This is a genomic window from Xanthobacter dioxanivorans (genome assembly GCF_016807805.1).
Taxonomy (GTDB): domain Bacteria; phylum Pseudomonadota; class Alphaproteobacteria; order Rhizobiales; family Xanthobacteraceae; genus Xanthobacter; species Xanthobacter dioxanivorans.
Window position 1 is genome coordinate 24,624 of sequence record NZ_CP063362.1, and the last position, 18,308, is coordinate 42,931.

Genomic DNA, 18,308 nt, shown 5'->3' on the forward strand with positions numbered 1-18,308 from the left:
CTCCTTCGAAATCCGTTGCGGTCAGGCGGCCGGGGCGGCGATGCGGCGGCAGGCGCCAAGCGGCGTGGTGGCGTCTTCGGCACCCTCCGGGTCGAGCAAGGCGCCTTCGGCGATGAGTTGGCGCGTGGCCATGTGGTCCGCCGGAGCGTTGATGGAATAGGCGGCGCGGATGCGGTCGCCCTGCAGCGTGAGCACCGAGAACTTCCCGGAGCCCGGCTCACCGCGCACGAGGGTCCGGCCGTCGCATGGCAGACCGGCCATCTGCAGCTTCAGGTCGAACTGGTGCGACCAGAACCACGGCACGCTCCCGTAAGGCGTGCCCTTGCCGAGCAGATCGAGGGCGGCGGCACGCCCCTGGTCGACCGCGTTCTGGATGGATTCCACACGGACATATTGCGAAGCGAGAGCCGACGGAAAGGCGGTGCAGTCGCCCACCGCGGAGATGCCGGCGACGGAGGTTCGCATGCGATCGTCCACGCGGATGCCCCCCAGGCAGGTTTCGAGGCCGGCCATGTGCGCGAGAGAAAGATCCGGCTCGCTGCCGATCCCCACCAGAACGATGTCGCAGGGCAGGCTGCCGCCGCCCCGCAGATGGACGGCGATCGCCCGCTGGTCGCGCTCCTCGATCTCGAACGCCTCGACGCCCTTGTGGATATGTACGCCGGCGCCGATGTGGCGGGCCTCGATGAAGTCGGAGATTTCCTGCGGCACCGACCGGGCGAGAAGGCGTGGCGCGCGCTCGACAAGATTGACGTCGCAACCGGCCGCGGCCGCCGCGGCTGCGACCTCGAGGCCGATGAAGCCGCCACCGATGATGACGAGGCGCCGGCGCGCCGAAATGGCGGAGCGCAGCGTCAGCGCATCCTCGAACGCGCGCAGGTAGACGATGTTGTGCGCGGACGTGCCGGCCAGGCGCCGCGGTCCGGCGCCGGTCGCAAGGATGAGATGGTCATACCCCATCGCATCTCCGCCCGCCTCGATCCGCCGCGCGGTGGCATCGAGCCCGCAGACCCGGGTTCCGCGCCGCAGTTCAATGCCATTCTTGTCGTAGAAGCCTTCAGGCTTCAGCAAGACCGGCGCGGCCTCGCCGCCGGCCAGCAGGCCCTTGGAGAGAGGGGGGCGATGGTAGGGGAAGCCGGCCTCGCCGGAGAACAGGATCACCTCGCCGCGCCAGCCCTCCTGGCGCAAGGTCTGGGCCGTCTGCACCCCGGCATGGGCGGCCCCCACGATGATGACGCGGCCGGCCGTCATGGCTCCTCCGGAATGCAAAAGACGGCGCCGGACAGTTCTGCGGTCACCGGGATCTGACAGGCGAGGCGGCTTCCCGGCCGCCGCGCAACGACGGTGCCTTCGAGCATGGCGTCTTCATCGTCTCCCACCTCCCGCAGGCCTTCGGGTGCCACCACATGGCAGGTGGCGCAGGACAGGCATCCGCCGCACTCGCCTTCGATGGCCGGAATGCCGCCGAGGACGGCCGCCTCCATCACGGATCCGCCGATCCGCGCCTCGGTGCTGGTTCGCGAGCCGTCCGCCCGCTCGAAGATCAGTGTCACCGTCTTGTTCATGTCCGGTCCTTCCAGATGCCTCTGGACCCTTCGTCAATCAATGAAAACTGGACTCGTCCACGCCATCTGCCCATTTTTCTGCGTCACTCTCAGGTAGAGGAAGGATGGTTGCTTCGACGCGGCGAGCGTATGCTCCTTCTTCATGTGCGATTGCGATTGAGTGACAGCGTGGTGAAGCTGAAAGCTCTCGCAAGGGTACGCGCCGGTGTGCACTTCCGCCGACCGCTGCAGCAGGTCGGCGATGCGGAAGCGGCGCTGCATCGGTGCCGGGGCGCGAAGCTCCACCGAGAGTTCGGCGTCGGGTTCCGGCAGAACCTCCAGAACGACGGCCTGGTTGGGATTGTTGAGAAATGCGTCCTTCCGCGACGTGTACGACACGATGTGCAGCCCATCCTCCTTCCGGGACAGCCGGTGGCGGCGGTCCTCGTCGAAGGGCCCCGATGTGAGGCAGGGGAAATGCCGCAGGAGGCGCGCGCCGGTCAGTTGCAGATCGAACTCCCAATCCACCACCCGGGACGCTCCGAGATCCCCCCACGGACCCCAGCCCCACTCCATGCGGAGCTGAACCGGATCGCGTCCGGCTCCCGCCCTCTCGGCCGGACAATCGACCGCGACGACCTCGTTGTTGAGGACGAGCTCGATCCGGTCAATGGTGTCACGGCAACGCACGTCGTAGGCGACATCGAGCGTGTCGGTGGCGGAGATTTCGCTGCCCATGAGCGCGCCGTTGACGGTGAAGTCGATCTCGATCCGGTCGCCGGTGAGCGCATAGGTCCGCCGGTTGCGAATGGCGTCCAGCACCCCGCCGCGGCTCAGATCGCCCACCAGCGCGGCCATCACCCCCTCGCCCCATGCGCCGGGAAAGCCGCGATGATTGTCGGTCGAGGCGGTGAAGCCGAAGCGCAGGCCCCGGCTCAGCGCGTGTTCGATGGTCTGGGTGGTGGACCGGCCACCGGGGGAACCGATTTTCATCGGAAACGGGCTGTGGTCGCTCTCCGAGCAGCCGTGCATCGAGTAGATCTCGACGACAGGGGCGAGCGCGGGATCGTATTCATCCCAGTTGAGCCCCCGCCATCCACGCGGATACGCCACATGATGCGGAACCAGAAGCGCACCGTTCTGGCGGGCAAACGCACGCAACCCTTCGATATCCTGGGCATAGCACATCTGGCGGTCGTCATCGGAAAAGATAACGCACTGGTCTCCATATGTATTCGAGTGCCATTCGAACCCAAGAAAAGCCACGAATTCTTCGGGGCGGTTGGCGTCCGCGATCGCCCGCTGCACGCGAGGCCAGGTTTCGGCGAGACGTGCGAAGCCATCGGTGAAATGCTTGAAGCGCCCATCCGTGTTCACTTCAAGATCATGCCAACTGGAATGACCGGTGAAGGCGAAAAAATCCAGGTGAGTTTGGGCGATATCGAGGCTGCGCTCGATACTACCCTTGCCATACCCATGCGCGTTATGGTTGTGTATATCGCCGAAAACGATACGATAATCGCTTGTCATTCTGCTACGCTCGTATTTGCGAATCGAAATCTCGATTCAGCGTGCCGCGATGATGGCGGCGTTGATGTCGATCGGCGCTTTCAGTGTTCCGTAATGGATCATCAGTTCCATGGTGCGCCGGACGGATTCAACATTCACGACATCCGGAAACTTCCAGCGCGCCTGCTTCACGATCGCCTTGATTTTCTCCGGCTCGATCGAGGTGTATCCAGAGACCATGGAAATATAGGCATCCGAGCCGAAGTTCTCGTTGCTCCACGCGATTCCCTTCCGCAGCCCTGCGACGAAAGCTGAAATCAATTCGGGATGCTCGGCGGCAAAGCGCTCGGTGACCACGTAAACGGAGGTGGCCGTGCGCAGGCCGCCTGCGGAATAGGGCCACCCCAAGGCCTTGACCGCCTTGTCCTGAAGGAGATCGCCGAGGTAGGGCTGGCTCACCATGGCGGCGTCGATCCGGCCGTTCAGCAACGCGTCGGGCATCTGCGGGAAAGGCACCTCGACGAAGTTCACGGCGCGTGAATCGCCGCCATTCTGGTCGATCCACGAGCGGGCATAGAGCCAGATGATGTTGTTGCGCGTGTTGACGCCAACGCGCTTGCCGGAGAGATCCGCACCGGAAGTGATGCCGGATGCGGCGAGCGTCACCAGTCCCGCGCTGTCGGGCGGGGTTCCGATCGTCTCCTGGGCGGGTGCGATGATCCGCAGGGGCAATCCGCGCTCAAGGCCCTGAAGGACGGAAACCACATTGGTGAATGCGATCTGCACGCTCCCGGCGAGCAACGCCGGAATCCCCTGGGCGCCCCCCTGCGACGGCGTGCCGTCAAGGGTGAGGTTCTGGTCGGCGAAGTAGCCCTGCGTCTGCGCCGCCTGGAAGGGAATGATGTCGAAGATGGGGATCAGGCTGACTCTCAGAGCCGTTTTCTCGGCCGCATGGACCTGCGTGACGAGGGCCTGGAGAAGGATGATCGCAAAGAAGACTGATCGACGAAGCATGACGGTCCCCGCTCATTTTCTTGAATGTGTTTCGATCAGGCGTTGTTACGCGCCCAGAATGTCAGCCAGCTCTCCAGCCGGTGAAACAAGAACGCCTGGAGGAGACCGAGAAGCGAGACGACAACGACCCAGGCGTACATTTCCGGGAGCATGAACGCTCTCTGCATGTCGACGATCTCGAAGCCGAGCCCGCCATTGCTGGCAAGCATGTCGCCGAGAATGGCGACGACCAGGGCAAGTCCCAGCGCGACCCTCGCCCCGGCGAGGATCATCGGCGTGGCGCTCGGCAGAATGACCTGGAAGATGGTCCGCGCCGGTCCAACCCGGAAGGTCCGGGCCGTCTGCAGCACCACCGGGTCGATCGTCTTCACCCCCCGATCGTATTGATGAGGATGGGGAAAAACGCCGCCATGGTGATGATGACGATCTTCATCTCGGCGCCAAAGCCGAGAAACAGCATCAGCGGGGGAATGAGGGCCGGCTTGGGTATGGGGCGGATGATTTCGACCAGGGGATCGAAGAGATTGTAGACGCGCTCATCCGCGCCCATGGCCAGTCCCAATGCAATGCCAAGCACGCAGGCCAGGGTAAATCCGGCCAGCAGCAGGCCCAGGGTTTGCCCGAGCGGGGCGAGCACGCGCCCCTCCGAGAACATCGAGGCGAGCGTGAGCGCGACTTGGGAAGGGGCCGGCGCCATGTAGGGGCTGACGAAGCCTCCCCGCACCGCCATTTCCGCGCAGGCGAGCAGAACGACGACGAACCCGCCTCCGACGAGGAAAGCGTAGCGGCTCATGGCTTCGGCCTCCGTCCCGACAGAAGGCGTTCCAATAGCTCGATGCGCAGCAGCTGGTAGCGCTCCATTGCCGGTGTGGCGACGGGATCGCGCGGCCGCGGCAGATCGGTGTGATAACTGTGCGTGACGGTGGACGGGCGAGGCCCCAGAACGGCGACGCGATCGGAAAGGTAGATCGCCTCCTCCACATCGTGCGTCACCAGCACGACGGTCAGATCGGTGCTTTCCCAGAGGCTCAGGACCAGGTCGTGAAGCTCGAGCCGAGTGAGGGCGTCGACCGACGAGAAGGGCTCGTCGAGCAGCAGCACCTTCGGGTCCGCGGCCAGGGCGCGGGCGATGGCCACGCGCTGCTGCATGCCTCCGGAGAGCTGATATGGATAGAGCTGCGCGCTCGCTGCAAGGCCGACTTTCCCAAGCAGATCCATGCACCGCGCATGTCGCTCGGCTTTGGAGCGCGCCACCGTGGGGTCGAGGCCAAAGGCCACGTTCTGCTCCACGGTCAGCCAGGGAAACAGCGATTTCGCGTATTGCTGAAAGAGGTAGACGAGCTTGGCCGGAGGCCCCTGCACGGGTCGGCCATCGATGAGGATCGTTCCGCTGCTCTGGGGAACGAGGCCCGCAATGATCTTCAGCAACGTCGATTTTCCGCAGCCGCTCGGGCCGACGATCGAAAGGAATTCGCCCCGCCCCACCTGGAGGTCGACACTGCCGACGGCGAGATTGGCATTGCCTGTTCCATAGCCCTTGCTGACGGCTTCGATGGAGATCAGAGTGTGCTGAGCTACCGCTTGGCCGCGCGGGGTAATGTTCTGAGCATTCATCTTCCACACTCCCGACTAAAGATGCGCCCAGTGCAGGACACGCATTTCCCAGGCTCTGAACAAGGCATTCGTCGCGTACCCAAGTGCTGCGAGCGCTAAAATTCCCGCATACATTTCGCTTGGACGCATCGCATACTGCATATTTAAGATGTAGTATCCAATTCCACCCGATCCAGCGATCATCTCCGCAACGACGGTCGTGATAAGAGCGATGGAAATACCAGTTCTCATTCCCGTAAACACATAGGGCAGGACCGCAGGCAGGGCCACGCGCAGCAGGGTCGACGTCCGGGAAATTCGGAATGTCCTCGCGACGTCGAGCAAGGTCGGATCAATGGAAAGCGTTCCGGACAATGTATTGACCACGACCGGGAAAAATACTGCGAGGCTGATGATCGATATCTTGAGCGCGTTATCGATGCCCAGAATGAAGATCAGGGGAGGAATAATTGCCGCCGCCGGGATCGGCCGCAGGGCTTCGACGACCGTTCCGATCGTCCACCGCAGCGGAGCGAACAGGCCCATCGCAAGTCCGCAGGCAACCCCGGCCAGGGAGCCGAGCACGAAGCCCGATGACATGCGGAGAATGCTCTCGCCGAGGGCCGTAAGGATCTGGCCGTCGACCATTCTCCATGCGAGCGTGACCACCACATCGGAAACGGGGGGCCACGAACGGCTTCCCGGGAAAAAGATTCGGGCCGATATTTCCCACGCGAGCAACATCGCGCAGACAAGAAGGAGGCCCGAAGCTCTTTTTTTGAGGCAATTCACCTGCCACGCTCCGCCATCGAACTGCCGGTGCCTTGACACCGCGAATATTGAAGATGATGCGCCGAACCCTTGGATCGCAACATTGGTATTGCTAAACTTTCCGCCAGGCGGAACGCTCAGAACGCCGATCTACAAAAATGAGCCTATCATGGGCATGCGAGTGCATAGGGATTGCGCGTCGTGACCACCGAACGATCAGACACAATCCGCTCCCTCGCTCGCGGGTTGCATGTGCTTTCGGCGATCAACCGCCTGGGTGCCGCCTCGCTCAACCAGCTCCACCAGGAAACGCACATTTCCCGCCAGGCGATCCTGCGCATCCTGGCCACGCTGGAAGAGGAGGGATATGTCCGCCGCTGGCTCAATGACGGGCTCTATCGCATCAGCTCGATCAGCCCCGGAGTCTCCCGGAACTTCGCGCAGCTCACGCTGATGGCCGACATCATCGCGCCCTCCCAGGTCGAGCTCATGGCGCAGCTGGATTGGCCGACCGACGTGGCAGTGCTGGACGGGGACCGCATGGCGGTCTGCGAGACGACACGGCGCCAGTCGCCTTTTCCCTTTCCCCTGGTCAGGGCCGGCCACCGCGTTCATATCCTGCAATCGGCGGTCGGCAGGGTCTATCTGGCTTTTATGGAAGAGCCGGAGCGCGAAGCGCTGCTCACGCGACTGCGCCTGTCCCTCGATCCTTACGACACCCAGTCCCGCAAGCGAGAGGCCGTCGCAAGGCTGGTGGAGAAAGTGAGAAGCGACGGATTCGGGGTGCGGGAGCCGGGATATGTCGCGCCCGGGAGCGGCCACGGAGCCTCCATGCAGGCGCTCGCACTGCCGATCTTCCAAGGCGCTCGTGTGGCGGCCTGCCTGAGCGCGACCTGGTTCGCGCGCGCGCTCTCGGTCGAGGAGTTCGTGGAGCGGCATCTGCATGACATCAAGGCTGCGGTGGCCAAGGCGGAGATGCTGATAGCGTCAAGCGGCATCGAACTTCAGGCCTAGCACGCGATCCAACCAGGGGGCGACCCGCCTTGCGGTTCCCTCCGGTCGGGGGGCGCCCCCCGATACCAACGGCCGATGAGGCTCGCTCATCGGCCGCACGGCATGCACCACGAAACCTATAGCGCGGCGCAGACCGACTTGACCTCTGTGAAGGTGCGGATGGCGTCCGCGCCCTGCTCGCGCCCCCAACCGGACTGCTTGAAGCCGCCGAACGGCAGGGCCGGATCGAAGAAGTGGTGCATGTTGATCCACACGCTGCCGGCCTTGATCCGTTTCGCCATCTTGTGGGCGGTGGAGAGGTCCCGCGTCCACACGCTGGCGGACAGGCCGAAGGGGCTGTCGTTGGCGGCCTTCGCCACGGCGTCGAGGTCCTCGTCATCGTAGGACATGACGCACAGGACCGGCCCGAAAATCTCCTCCCGCACCACCGCCATGTCCGCGTTGGTGCCGGCGAGAATGGTGGGCTCCATGAAGTGGCCGCCATTGCCCATGCGCCCGCCGCCGGTGACCATCTCCGCGCCGCCCGCCATGCCCTGGTCGAGATAGCCCATCACCCGCTCCAGCTGGCGTCCGGAAATGAGAGGACCCATGGTGGTGTCCGGCTCCAGCCCATGGCCGATCACCAGCTTGCCCGCCTCCGCCGCGATGCCCTCCACCACCCGATCGTGGATGGAGCGGTGGACAAAGAGGCGCGAGCCCGCCGTGCAGACCTGGCCCTGGTGGAAGAAGATGGCCGAGGCGAGCCCCGGAATGGCGCGGTCCAAGTCCGCATCCTTGAACACCACCATGGGCGACTTGCCGCCCAGCTCCAGCGTCACCCGCTTGAGGTTGGAGGTGGCGGCTCGGGCCACCATCTTGCCCACGTCGGTGGAGCCGGTGAAGGCTACCTTGTCCACGTCCGGATGCTCGGCGAGGGCGGCGCCGGCGGTCGCGCCGTAGCCCGTCACCACGTTCACCACGCCGGGCGGGAACCCCACCTCCTCGATGATCTGCGCGAGGCGCAGGGTGCTGAGCGGGGTCTGCTCCGCCGGCTTGATGACGGCGGTGCAACCCGCCGCCAGCGAGGGCGCGAGCTTGTAGGCGGTGAGCACCAGGGGGAAGTTCCACGGCACGATCTGCGCCACCACGCCCACCGGCTCGCGCAGCGTGTAGGCATGGAAGTCGCCGGGAGTGGAGACGCCCACGGTCTCGCCGGTGATCTTGCTCGCCCAGCCCGCCATGTAATGGTAGGTGGTCGCCGAAAGGCCCACGTCCACGTAGCGCGCATAGGCCACCGGCTTGCCGCAGTCGATGGCCTCGATCTCGGCGAGCTCGTCGGCCAGTTCCTCAAGGCGCGCGGCGAAGCGGCTGATGAGCTTGCCGCGCTCGAGGCCCGTCATCCTGGCCCAAGGGCCTTCCAGCGCCCGCCGCGCGGCGGTGACGGCGAGGTCCACGTCCTGCACCCCGCCGGCAGGCACCGAGGTCATGACCTCGCCGGTGGCGGGATCCTCCACGGGGATCGTCTCGCCGGAGGCGGCGTCGCGCCACGCCCCGCCGATGAGCATGCGATGCGGCCCCGGCACGAAGGTGGCGGCGGCGGTCTTCAGGAGCGCGATGCCCGAGGGCTTCGTCAGGGTGTCGGTGGTCATGGGAGCGCTCCTCAGGCCACGGCCGCGAGGCCGTAATGGGCCTTGATGATTTCTCCTGCCCGCTCGCCGATGATGACGGTGGGCGCCATGGTGTTGCCGGTGGAGATGTCCGGCATGATGGAGGCATCGGCGATGCGCAGGCCGTCGATGCCGTAGACGCGCAGGGCGCCGTCCACCACCGACATCTCGTCCCGGCCCATCTTGCAGGTGCAGCTCTGGTGGAAATAGGTGCCAGCCGCGTTGCGGATGAAGTTCTCCATCTCCGCGCCCTTGAGGGGGCCCGGCATCACCTCGCGCTTGCGGTAGGGCGCGCAGGCGATGGAATTGCCGATCTCCCGGCACATTTCCACGCAGCGGAGCATGGCCTTCATGTCGGTTTCGGTGGCGAGGAAGTTGGCCTCGATGATGGCCTTGTCGAAGGGGTTGGAGGAGGCGAGCCGCACCCGGCCGCGGCTGTCGGGGCGTGCCAGGCCCGGCGCCAGCGTCCAGGCCGAGGCGGTCCCCACCGGCAGGTCGAACTGGCTGGCGGTGACCTCCGAGCCGAAGGGCGTCTCCTCCAGCACCGGCATGAGATCCGGCGTCTTGAGGGAAGGATCGCTCTTGGCGATGAAGACAAACTCGGCCGCATTGTTTCGCGGCGGCTCGGGGGTGATGTATTCCCAGCAGCAGCCGGCGAGCAAGATGTGGTCCTGGAAGTTCTTGCCGACCCCCGGCAAATGCTGCATCACGTTGATGCCGTGGGCGTGGAGCTCGGCCGCGTCGCCAATGCCGGAGAGCATGAGCAGCTTCGGCGTATTGATGGCGCCGAGCGAGAGAACGACTTCCTTGTCGGCGCTCACCGTATAGTGCCGGCCACGGCGCAGGAACGACACGCCGGTGACGCGCTTGCCGACGAACTCCAGTTTCGTCACCTCCGCGCACAGCAGCACGGCGAGGTTGGGCCGGTCCATATAGGGATGGATGTAGGTGGCGGCCATGGAGACGCGCTGGTTGCCGTCCTGCACCAGCACGTTGGGCAGGCCGCAGCCGCCCTCCCCTTCCATGGCGGCGCCGTTCATGTCCTCCACATAGGGAATGCCGATGCCCACCGCGCCCTCGATGAGGCCGGCCACCAGCGGGATCGGATTTTCGGGCTGGAGGATGTTGAGAAGGCCGCCCGAGCCGCGCCGGTGGGTGTCCTTCGGTCCTTGCCAGTCCTCGACGCGGCGATAGATGGCGAGCGCGGATTCGTAGTTCCACGCAGGATCGCCGGCGGCCTCCGCCCAGCGGTCGAAATCATGCTTGTGGCCGCGCGCCCAGACCGAGCCGTTGATGCTGGAGCCCCCGCCCAGGACCTTGCCCATGGGCAACAGCGGGGTACGCCCGTTCACCGTAGGCGAGGGCGCGGCCCTGAAGCCCCAATCGCGCTCGGTGCCGATGTTCCACATCCATTGGGTCGAATCGATCACCGATGGCACCCGATCGCTGCCCCCTGCCTCGATCAGCAGCACACTGACCTCGGGGACCTCGGCGAGCCGCCGCGCCACCACGCAGCCAGCGGACCCGCCGCCGCACACAATGAAGTCGTAGCTGCTCCGCACCTGCTCGGTGAACACCTCCCGGTCGACTTTCAGTCCTGCCAGCATCGTCGCGTCCGTGCTCATGCTCTGCTCCTTGGCGAAGCCCTGCCGCAACGTGCGGCCGAACCCTTCGGGTCTGTTGCCCTCGCCTGTGCAGCAAGGGGCGTGCCATTCGTTTCTATACGAACAATCCAGGCCGGCGTGACCGGCCGCGGAGAAGCGGGACGGCGCCGCTCCAGCAATGACCAAGGCCGGGATACCATTCGCGCCAAAATGTCGACGAATTCACTTTTCCAATGACCTTGGGTCACATGAATACTGCTTCATCATTGTCGCACGACTTGTGCCCATTTCATATGCATACAAATGAGAAAGATACCGATCGCCCCGAACGCGGCACGCGGATTGCCAACCCCTGCCGGCGGGCGGCGGGAGGTCCTTCGCCTTTCCTCGCCCGTCTTTCGGCAGTGCTCGGCGCATCGATTTGATCTGCAGCAAATCCATTGCCTTCAACGCGCTGTTCGTGGCCGGGCCGCAGACTTTTCGTGCGATCCGTCCAGGAATATGGCTGCCGACGACCGTACCGGCGACGCGAAGAACGTTTGTATAAAAATGAATGGTACGGGCCTTGCTAGATGTTCTCGCGGGGGAGCGCCGTGCTTTTCTCAGCCCCCAGCGGACCGCGAGAGACGCTTCCGCGGTCTGGCGCACGTCACCTATTCGCATCGAGCCGCGGGGACCTGAAGATGACGACACCATTGCAGACGTTCCCAGAACAGGTCGCGACACACCAGTATCTCGTTGCCTTCTTCTATGCCTTCGCCACCGTGGGCGTGATGCTCGGCGTGGCGGCGATCATCCTGATCGATGCCGGGCTGGTGAAGCGGCAGAACCTTATCGACACCATCGTCCAGAAGGTGCTCTGCACCTTCATCAGCGGCGCCGCCTTCATGGTCGTGGGGTATGGCATCTGGAACTGGCAGTACTATCAGGCCTTCGGTGTGCCCGACAGCCTCTCGGCCGCCATCAAGGACTGGTCCATCTTCGGCAACAACCTGCTGCATTTTTCGCAAAACATCGATCCCAAGGCGGTTGCGGAGGCCGACACCTTCCAGATCTTCAGCGTGTTTTTCTTCGCCTTCGCCGGGCTGACCGCCGTCCTCATCCAGGGCGCGGGGCTGGAGCGGCTGAAGGCCGGCGCCAACTACATCACATCCGCCGTGGTCGGCGCCATCGTGGTGCCGGTCGCCGCCTATCTCACCTATGGCTCCGCGAGCCCCCTCACCAATGCGGGGCTGCATGATTTCGTCGGCGCATACTGCCTCTACATGGTGGTGGGCGTTTGGGCCGTGGTGCTTGCCTGGCGCCTCGGACCGCGCCATGGCGGCGTTTCCGCGCCCGGGCATTTCTCCCTGCTCACCGTGGGCGTGCTGCTGCTGCTGCTCGCCATTCCCATGTTCGTCATCGGCTGCGGCTTCCTGGTGCCCGAGGCCGGCTATTTCGGCCCGACGCTCGCCACCTCCGGCCTCGGCATCGTCTTCACCAACGTCTTCATGTCCTTCGCCGGCGGCGCGCTCACCGGCGGCTTTCTCGCCTACCGCATGCGCAAACCCGCCTTCATCCTGCTCGGACCGGTGGCGGGCTACGTGTCCTGCTCGGCGCTGTTCGACGTGGCCATGCCGTGGCAGGCCTTCGCCATCGCGCTGGCCGGGCCGTTCATCCTGGCCGGCGGCGAGCGCCTGCTGAAGGCGGCGGGCATCGACGAGCCGAAGGTGGCGCCGCTCGCCCTCGGCCCGTCCATCTACAGCGTTCTGATGGCGGGCATCGTCGGGGCCGGCGTGCCGCAGGGCGGGTTCTTCGGCATCAAGGAAGGCGCCTTCGCGTTCCAGCATGCCGCCGTCAGCTTCGGCATGCAGGTGCTGGGACTGGTGGTGATCGTGGCGCTGACCGCCGTCACCGCCTTCATCGTGACCTACCTGATCGAGAAGACCGTGGGCCTGCGCGTGTCGCACGAGCAGGAGGTGCGCGGCCTCGACCCGTCCATCTGGCAGGTGTCCGAAGTTCCATCGCGCGAGCTGGCAGGCCTCACCCCCGCACCCGAGGCTGCCTGATCCACCCGGAAGGTCTCGTGGAGGGGGCTGTTGCCGTCGCGGAATTGTCCCTTCAAGCAACTGCGGCACTTTCGGGTGCCGCAGTCTTTCGCAGGAGGCCATCCCGACGGCGAGGGCCGGCCCTCGCCGATCCGTCGGGGATGACGGCGGTCGGCTCATCGCGCTCACATGTCGAAGAACACGGTCTCATTCTCGCCCTGGAGGCGGATGTCGTGGCGATAGATCACGGCCCCCTCCGGCTCGCTGCGCCGGGCCACCAGGGTTTCGCGGCGCCCGGCCTGCTCGATGGCCTTCAGCACGGGATCCGCGGCGTTCGCCTCGGCCTCGTCGGAGAAGTACATGCGGGTGTGCAGGTGGATGTTGATGCCGCGGGCGAAAATCAGAAGCGAGACGTGGGGCGCCTGCGGCCGGCCGTCGCGCCAGGGCAGCACCCCTGGCCTGATGGTCTCGAACGACCACAGGCCGGTGGCGAAATCCGCGGCCGCGCGGCCGAAGCCGAGGAAGCCGGGATTGTCGTGGCGGCCTTCGGCGTCCGCCTGCCACAGCTCGATCAGGGCGTCCTTCACCGGGTGGCCCGAGCCGTCCCAGACCATGCCTTCGATGCGGATGCGCTCGCCCGGGACACCGCCCGGGGCGATGACGGAGAGGTCCTCCTGGGTGCGGACGGGAAGCCCGGCCACCGCCGGCACGGTTCCGATATGCACGTAGGGACCGCCGGTCTGGGACGGCGTCTCCTTCAGATAGGCGACCGGCATCACAGCCCCTCCCTCTTGTTCTCGAAGAACGTCTGCCGGCGTCCGCGCAGCACGATGTCGAAGCGAAAGGCCAGGGCGTCGAACGGCATCTGCTGGCCCATGTCGAGCCTCGCGACGAGCGCTTCGATGGCCGCCTTGTCCGGCAGGGTGTTCACGATGGGGCACAAAGGAATGAGCGGGTCGCCCTCGAAGTAGAATTGCGAGATCAGCCGCTGCACGAAGGCTTCGCCGAAGAGCGAGAAGTGGATGTGCGCCGGGCGCCAGTCGGAGCCATGGTTGCGCCAGGGATAGGGGCCGGGGCGGATGGTGCGGAAGAAGTAGCGGCCTTCCGGATCGGTCATGCAGCGGCCGGTGCCGCCGAAATTGTCGTCGAGGGGGGCGAGATAGCTGTCGTTCTTGTGGCGGTAGCGGCCGCCGGCATTGGCCTGCCACACCTCGATGAGGGTGTTGGGCACGGGCCGGCCGGTCTCGTCCAGCACCCGCCCGTGCACCACGATGCGCTCGCCGATGGCTTCGCCGCCATGGGAGAAGTTGCGGATGAGGTCGTTGTCCAGCGGGTCGAGGCCGGAGCGGGGGAAGACGGGCCCGCTTCTCTCGCCGATGCCCTGCTCCAGGGACACGAGGGCGCAGCGGGGCGAGCGAAGGACGCTGGTCTTGTAGCCCGGGGTGAAGGCGGGCGGATGCCGGTTGCGGTCGCGGCGGATGAAATCCCCCGTCTCAATCATGGTTTCCTCCCTGTTGTTTGGTATCGTCCCGGGCTTCGGCATAGACGGTCTTGGCGATCTTGTAGGCGCGGTTCGCCGCCGGCACGCCGGCATAAACGGCCACGTGCATGAGGGCCTCGGCCACGTCCTCGGCGCTGGCGCCGGTGTTGCGGGTGGCGCGCACGTGCATGGCCACCTCCTCGTCATGGCCAAGGGCGGCGAGGAGGGCGATGGTGATCATGGAGCGCTCGCGCCTTGTCAGGTTCGGCCGGGCCCACACCGAACCCCAGGCGCCCTCGGTGATGAAGGTCTGGAAGTCCTCGTCCAGGGCGGTGGTGCCCGTCTCCGCCGCGTCCACATGGGCCTCCCCAAGCACCGCGCGGCGCGTCGCCATTCCGCTGGTCCAGAGCAAGGAGCGGTCGGAGAGGGAAGGCACGGCGGGTTCCTTTTCGTAGGGCGGCGGATGAAGGCATGCGTGAAAAATCGCGCGCGGCCTCGCGGCCACGACCCATCAAGCCTCCATCGAGGAGGACGAAAGTTTCATACGATTTTCGTCATGGAAAATGATATTTTCGCATTTTAACATGTCAATTTTGATATGTATGCCCAATGAACCGTGCCGCGGAGGCGCTGCACCTCGCCCCGCCGAGGTGGCGCGTGGCGGCGGAACGACTGATACGCGCCCCAAGAAACGGGACGCACGACCAGACACCGGAAACCGAACGCCTGCACGACCTTGACGGCAGGGGGCGGCCAAGTGGAGTTTGCCCGGCCCTTCACCGCCCGCGAGGTAACGCCATGAGCGCGTCCGTATTCGAACATCCGTTCCTCGGAACACTGCTGGGCGATGACGAAGTGGCAGCGCACTTCACGGCCGCATCGGATCTGGCCGCCATGCTGCGCTTCGAGGCGGCGCTCGCCGAGGCCGAGGCGGAGGCCGGCGTCATCCCGCAGGCGGCGGCGGCGGACATTGCGGATGCGGCGCGCACCCTCCTCCTCGCTCCGGCGGACCTTGCCGCGGCCGTGGCCCGCGACGGCGTGGTGGTCCCGGATTTCGTGCGCCGGCTCCGGACGGCCGTGGGCGAGCCCCATGCCGCCTTCGTGCACAGGGGCTCGACCAGCCAGGACGTGATCGACACCAGCCTTTTCACGCGGCTTAAGGCGGCTTCCGAGATCCTCCTGGCGCGGCTGGACGCGCTCGTCGTCGGCTTTGACCAGCTTGCCGCCGCGTCGGGCGACCTCGTGCTCGCCGGCCACACGCGGATGCAGCGGGCGCGGCCGATCACCCTCGCCCACAAGATCGCCGGGTGGCAAGATCCCCTCGTCCGCCATCAGGCGCGGTTCCCGGCGGTGGCGGCGGACCTCTTCCGGGTGCAGCTCGGCGGGGCGGTGGGCAACCGGGCGGAGCTCGGCGAAGCCGCCGACGCGGTGGCGGCCGGCGTTGCCGTCCGCCTCGGCCTCGCGACCGCCGCGCGCGCCACCCACGCCGAGCGCGACGCCATCGCCGCCTATGGTCACTGGTGCACGCTCATCGCCGGGACGCTCGGCAAGTTCGGCGCCGACATCGCGCTCATGGCGCAGAACGAGGTGGGCGAGGTGACCATTGCGGGGGCGGTGGCTCCTCCGCCATGCCGGAGAAGAACAACCCGGTCGGCGCCGAGGTCCTGGTGACGCTCGCGCGCTTTTCCGCCGTGCTCCAGGGCGGGCTCGACCAGGCCCTGGTGCATGAAAACGAACGCTCCGGCGCCGCCTGGACGCTGGAGTGGATGATCCTGCCCCAGCTCGTCGTGGCGGCCGGCGCCGCCACCCGCACGGCGCTCGCCCTGCTCGGCGCCCTGCGCTTTCCCGCCCCGACCTGAGCGCGACGCGGGGCCGACCGCGCCGTGCGTCGCGGCCGCGCAGCGGCTATGCGGGTGGCGTGTTCTCGCCGACGCAGATGATGCCGTCCGCGTCCACGATCACCGGAACGGTATCCAGAGCGCATCCCACTCCGAGGCCCTCCACACCCCTCCCATCGGCGACGCGGAACGCCGCATCGTGGTTGGAACAGCGCACAAGCGTGCCGTCCGCGCTGACCACGCGCGTGCTGCGATAGGTAAGCGGCAGGTCGCGATGGGGACACAGGTTCACGAAGGCGGCCACGCCGCCCGACACCCTGACGAGCAGGATCGGAAAGGCACCCGCCCCGCTGTCGATCTCCACGGCCAGCACGCCCATGACATCGAGTTCGGCCGCGGCGGCGAGCGCCGCGCCCGGCGGCGGAGCGATCCGGCAGGCGCGGAAATCACCCATCCTCAGTCCTCCGGTCCACCATTCAGGCGGTCAGCACACCGCGCTGGATCTGGTCTGCCTCGATGGATTCGAACAGGGCCTTGAAGTTGCCCTCGCCGAAGCCATCATCGCCCTTGCGCTGGATGAACTCGAAGAAGATCGGGCCGATCACGGTCTTCGAGAAGATCTGCAGCAGGATGCGCGTGGCGCCGCCATCCACCACGCCCTCGCCGTCGATGAGGATGCCGTGGGTCTTCAGCCGGTCCATGGGCTCGCTGTGGCCGCTGACGCGAGCGTAGGAGCGCTCGTAATAGATATCCGGCGGTCCGGGCATGAATGCCACGCCGCGGGCGGCGATGGCGTCGGTGGCGGCATAGATGTCGTTGGTGGCGATGGCCACGTGCTGGATGCCCTCGCCCTTGTACTGAGCGAGATATTCCTCGATCTGGCTCTTGTCGTCCGCGCTCTCGTTGATGGGGATGCGGATCTTGCCGCAGGGCGAGGTCAAGGCGCGGCTGGTGAGGCCGGTGAGCTTGCCGGCAATGTCGAAATAACGGATCTCGCGGAAATTGAAGGTTTCCGCATAGAATTTGTACCAGGTGTCCATGTTGCCGCGCCTGACATTATGGGTCAGGTGGTCAAGGTAGTAGAAGCCGACGCCATAAGGCGCGGGGTCCACGTCGCCGAGCCATTCGAAATCGTCGGAATAAGGCGAGCCCTTCGCGCCATAGGTGTCCACGAAATAGAGCAGCGATCCACCGATGCCGATCACCGCGGGCACGTCTAGGGTCTTGTCGGGGCCGTTATATTCGGTGGCGCCGAGATCCAGCGCGCGCTTCAGGGCGTGCCCGGCATCCACCACGCGCCACGCCATGGCCGGGGCGCAGGGGCCGTGGGCCTGCACGAAGCGGCCGGAATGGCCGTCGTGCTCGCGGTTGACCACGTAGTTGATGTCGCCCTGGCGATAGAGCGAGATATCCCGCGTCTTGTGGCGCGCCACCTCGGTGAAACCCATGGTCTCGAACAGCGGCCCGAGCACGGCGGGATCGGGGTGGGCGAACTCGACGAACTCGAAGCCGTCGGTTCCGGCGGGGTTGCTGGCGCTGATGGTGGCCGGCGGCGCGTCGTGCGGGAAAGGTCCCATGGCATCCTCCCTGGAGCGTGGATGGGGCAGAGTGGGGCAAAGTCGCTGCAAAGGGCGTGCGAAATTGATCCAGATCAGATAAATATCGCGAGGATTGAGCGTCTCTTGCTTAGTTTTCGCGAGATTTGTGCATGGATATCTTCGACATTCGCATTCTCTCCGCGCTACAGGATGACGGGCGGCTGACCAATGCCGAACTGGCCGAGAAGGCGGGACTTTCCGCCTCCCAATGTTCCCGCCGCCGCATGGCGCTGGAGGACGCCGGCGTCATCGCCAGCTATCGCGCCGTCCTTTCGCCCGAGGCGCTGGGCCTCGACGTGCTGGTGTTCGTGCAGGTGACCCTCGCCACCCACTCGCCGGACAATGCCGCGCGATTCCTCGCTTTGGTCGCCAGCCTCGACGAGGTGCAGGAGGCCTATTCCCTCACCGGCGAGGCGGACTATCTCGTCAAGCTCACCGTGCCGACGCTGAAGGACCTCGCACGGCTCTTGTCGGAAGCCTTCCTGGCACACCCGTCGGTGGCGCATCTGCGCTCCTCCATCGTGCTCGACCGGCTGAAGCAGAGCGCCCGGCTGCCGCTGGCGCATCTGCGCCGCTCCTCCCGGACGGAGGGCTGATACCAATGGCCCGCGCGGCGCTTGAGCGTACCCACTTGGCATCGGTCGAAGACCGAGGCTGACGGTATGAGCGC

At 65.8% G+C, this 18,308-nt stretch carries 20 protein-coding genes; 5 read left to right on the top strand and 15 right to left on the bottom strand.

All coding sequences use genetic code 11. The annotated features are described in order from the left end of the window. Positions 1 to 21 precede the first annotated feature (21 nt). From EZH22_RS00140 to EZH22_RS00175, 8 genes are read right to left on the bottom strand one after another with little or no spacing between them, the layout of a single operon-like run. Positions 22 to 1,251 (bottom strand): NAD(P)/FAD-dependent oxidoreductase, encoded by a 1,230-nt coding sequence (locus EZH22_RS00140; protein ID WP_203193823.1) that lies wholly within the window; start codon positions 1,249 to 1,251, stop codon positions 22 to 24. Next, entirely contained in the window at positions 1,248 to 1,565 is a 318-nt protein-coding gene (locus tag EZH22_RS00145) for a 2Fe-2S iron-sulfur cluster-binding protein (protein WP_203193824.1), read from the bottom strand. Before EZH22_RS00145 ends, EZH22_RS00140 begins: the two co-directional genes overlap by 4 nt. A gap of 33 nt (positions 1,566 to 1,598) precedes the next feature. After that, positions 1,599 to 3,074 carry a CehA/McbA family metallohydrolase domain-containing protein gene (locus EZH22_RS00150; protein WP_203193825.1) on the bottom strand — a complete coding sequence of 492 codons (1,476 nt, stop codon included), beginning with the start codon at positions 3,072 to 3,074 and terminating at the stop codon, positions 1,599 to 1,601. A 36-nt stretch (positions 3,075 to 3,110) separates the two neighbouring features. Further along, entirely contained in the window at positions 3,111 to 4,067 is a 957-nt protein-coding gene (locus tag EZH22_RS00155) for an ABC transporter substrate-binding protein (protein WP_203193826.1), read from the bottom strand. A 35-nt stretch (positions 4,068 to 4,102) separates the two neighbouring features. Continuing rightward, positions 4,103 to 4,438 (bottom strand): ABC transporter permease, encoded by a 336-nt coding sequence (locus tag EZH22_RS00160; protein WP_203193827.1) that lies wholly within the window; start codon positions 4,436 to 4,438, stop codon positions 4,103 to 4,105. Then, positions 4,435 to 4,860 (bottom strand): ABC transporter permease, encoded by a 426-nt coding sequence (locus EZH22_RS00165; RefSeq protein ID WP_203193828.1) that lies wholly within the window; start codon positions 4,858 to 4,860, stop codon positions 4,435 to 4,437. Before EZH22_RS00165 ends, EZH22_RS00160 begins: the two co-directional genes overlap by 4 nt. Next, positions 4,857 to 5,681: an ABC transporter ATP-binding protein gene (locus tag EZH22_RS00170; RefSeq protein WP_203193829.1), complete on the bottom strand. Its 825-nt coding sequence runs from the start codon at positions 5,679 to 5,681 to the stop codon at positions 4,857 to 4,859. The genes EZH22_RS00165 and EZH22_RS00170 overlap by 4 nt, the downstream gene beginning before the upstream one ends. A 15-nt stretch (positions 5,682 to 5,696) precedes the next feature. Beyond that, positions 5,697 to 6,308, bottom strand: a complete 612-nt coding sequence (locus EZH22_RS00175; protein WP_203193830.1) for an ABC transporter permease — start codon at positions 6,306 to 6,308, stop codon at positions 5,697 to 5,699. Between the two features lie 324 nt (positions 6,309 to 6,632). Here EZH22_RS00175 and EZH22_RS00180 point away from each other — a divergent pair, with 324 nt between their 5' ends. Beyond that, positions 6,633 to 7,445, top strand: coding sequence for a helix-turn-helix domain-containing protein (locus EZH22_RS00180; RefSeq protein ID WP_203193831.1), 813 nt, complete (start codon positions 6,633 to 6,635; stop codon positions 7,443 to 7,445). A gap of 116 nt (positions 7,446 to 7,561) precedes the next feature. Here the strand turns inward: EZH22_RS00180 and EZH22_RS00185 are convergent, their stop codons facing one another. Together EZH22_RS00185 and EZH22_RS00190 are read right to left on the bottom strand one after the other, a co-directional pair. Next, positions 7,562 to 9,073, bottom strand: coding sequence for an aldehyde dehydrogenase family protein (locus EZH22_RS00185; RefSeq protein WP_203193832.1), 1,512 nt, complete (start codon positions 9,071 to 9,073; stop codon positions 7,562 to 7,564). A gap of 11 nt (positions 9,074 to 9,084) precedes the next feature. Continuing rightward, a complete protein-coding gene (locus EZH22_RS00190; protein WP_203193833.1) occupies positions 9,085 to 10,716 on the bottom strand; it encodes a GMC family oxidoreductase in 1,632 nt (543 codons plus the stop codon). A 662-nt stretch (positions 10,717 to 11,378) separates the two neighbouring features. Here EZH22_RS00190 and EZH22_RS00195 point away from each other — a divergent pair. Then, on the top strand, positions 11,379 to 12,743 hold the full coding sequence (locus EZH22_RS00195) for an ammonium transporter (protein ID WP_203193834.1): 1,365 nt from the start codon (positions 11,379 to 11,381) through the stop codon (positions 12,741 to 12,743). 164 nt (positions 12,744 to 12,907) lie between these two features. On the opposite strand, the gene pcaG is transcribed toward EZH22_RS00195, so the two are convergent. From pcaG to pcaC, 3 genes are read right to left on the bottom strand one after another with little or no spacing between them, the layout of a single operon-like run. Beyond that, on the bottom strand, positions 12,908 to 13,498 hold the full coding sequence (gene pcaG / locus EZH22_RS00200; RefSeq protein ID WP_203193835.1) for a protocatechuate 3,4-dioxygenase subunit alpha: 591 nt from the start codon (positions 13,496 to 13,498) through the stop codon (positions 12,908 to 12,910). Continuing rightward, complete coding sequence (pcaH, locus tag EZH22_RS00205) at positions 13,498 to 14,223, bottom strand: protocatechuate 3,4-dioxygenase subunit beta (protein WP_231711231.1); 726 nt, start codon at positions 14,221 to 14,223, stop codon at positions 13,498 to 13,500. Before pcaH ends, pcaG begins: the two co-directional genes overlap by 1 nt. Next, complete coding sequence (gene pcaC / locus EZH22_RS00210; protein WP_203196302.1) at positions 14,216 to 14,596, bottom strand: 4-carboxymuconolactone decarboxylase; 381 nt, start codon at positions 14,594 to 14,596, stop codon at positions 14,216 to 14,218. Before pcaC ends, pcaH begins: the two co-directional genes overlap by 8 nt. A gap of 404 nt (positions 14,597 to 15,000) precedes the next feature. Here pcaC and EZH22_RS00215 point away from each other — a divergent pair, with 404 nt between their 5' ends. Together EZH22_RS00215 and EZH22_RS32525 are read left to right on the top strand one after the other, a co-directional pair. Beyond that, on the top strand, positions 15,001 to 15,873 hold the full coding sequence (locus EZH22_RS00215) for a lyase family protein (protein ID WP_333473655.1): 873 nt from the start codon (positions 15,001 to 15,003) through the stop codon (positions 15,871 to 15,873). Beyond that, a complete protein-coding gene (locus EZH22_RS32525) occupies positions 15,831 to 16,061 on the top strand; it encodes a lyase family protein (protein ID WP_333473656.1) in 231 nt (76 codons plus the stop codon). Before EZH22_RS00215 ends, EZH22_RS32525 begins: the two co-directional genes overlap by 43 nt. Before the next feature lie 46 nt (positions 16,062 to 16,107). On the opposite strand, the gene EZH22_RS00220 is transcribed toward EZH22_RS32525, so the two are convergent. Together EZH22_RS00220 and hppD are read right to left on the bottom strand one after the other, a co-directional pair. Then, complete coding sequence (locus tag EZH22_RS00220) at positions 16,108 to 16,494, bottom strand: Rieske (2Fe-2S) protein (protein ID WP_203193837.1); 387 nt, start codon at positions 16,492 to 16,494, stop codon at positions 16,108 to 16,110. Positions 16,495 to 16,516: 22 nt separating this feature from the next. Continuing rightward, complete coding sequence (gene hppD / locus EZH22_RS00225) at positions 16,517 to 17,617, bottom strand: 4-hydroxyphenylpyruvate dioxygenase (protein WP_203193838.1); 1,101 nt, start codon at positions 17,615 to 17,617, stop codon at positions 16,517 to 16,519. A 131-nt stretch (positions 17,618 to 17,748) separates the two neighbouring features. On the opposite strand from hppD, the gene EZH22_RS00230 reads away from it, so the two are divergent. After that, positions 17,749 to 18,234 (top strand): Lrp/AsnC family transcriptional regulator, encoded by a 486-nt coding sequence (locus tag EZH22_RS00230; protein ID WP_203193839.1) that lies wholly within the window; start codon positions 17,749 to 17,751, stop codon positions 18,232 to 18,234. The last annotated feature ends 74 nt before the right edge of the window (positions 18,235 to 18,308 follow it).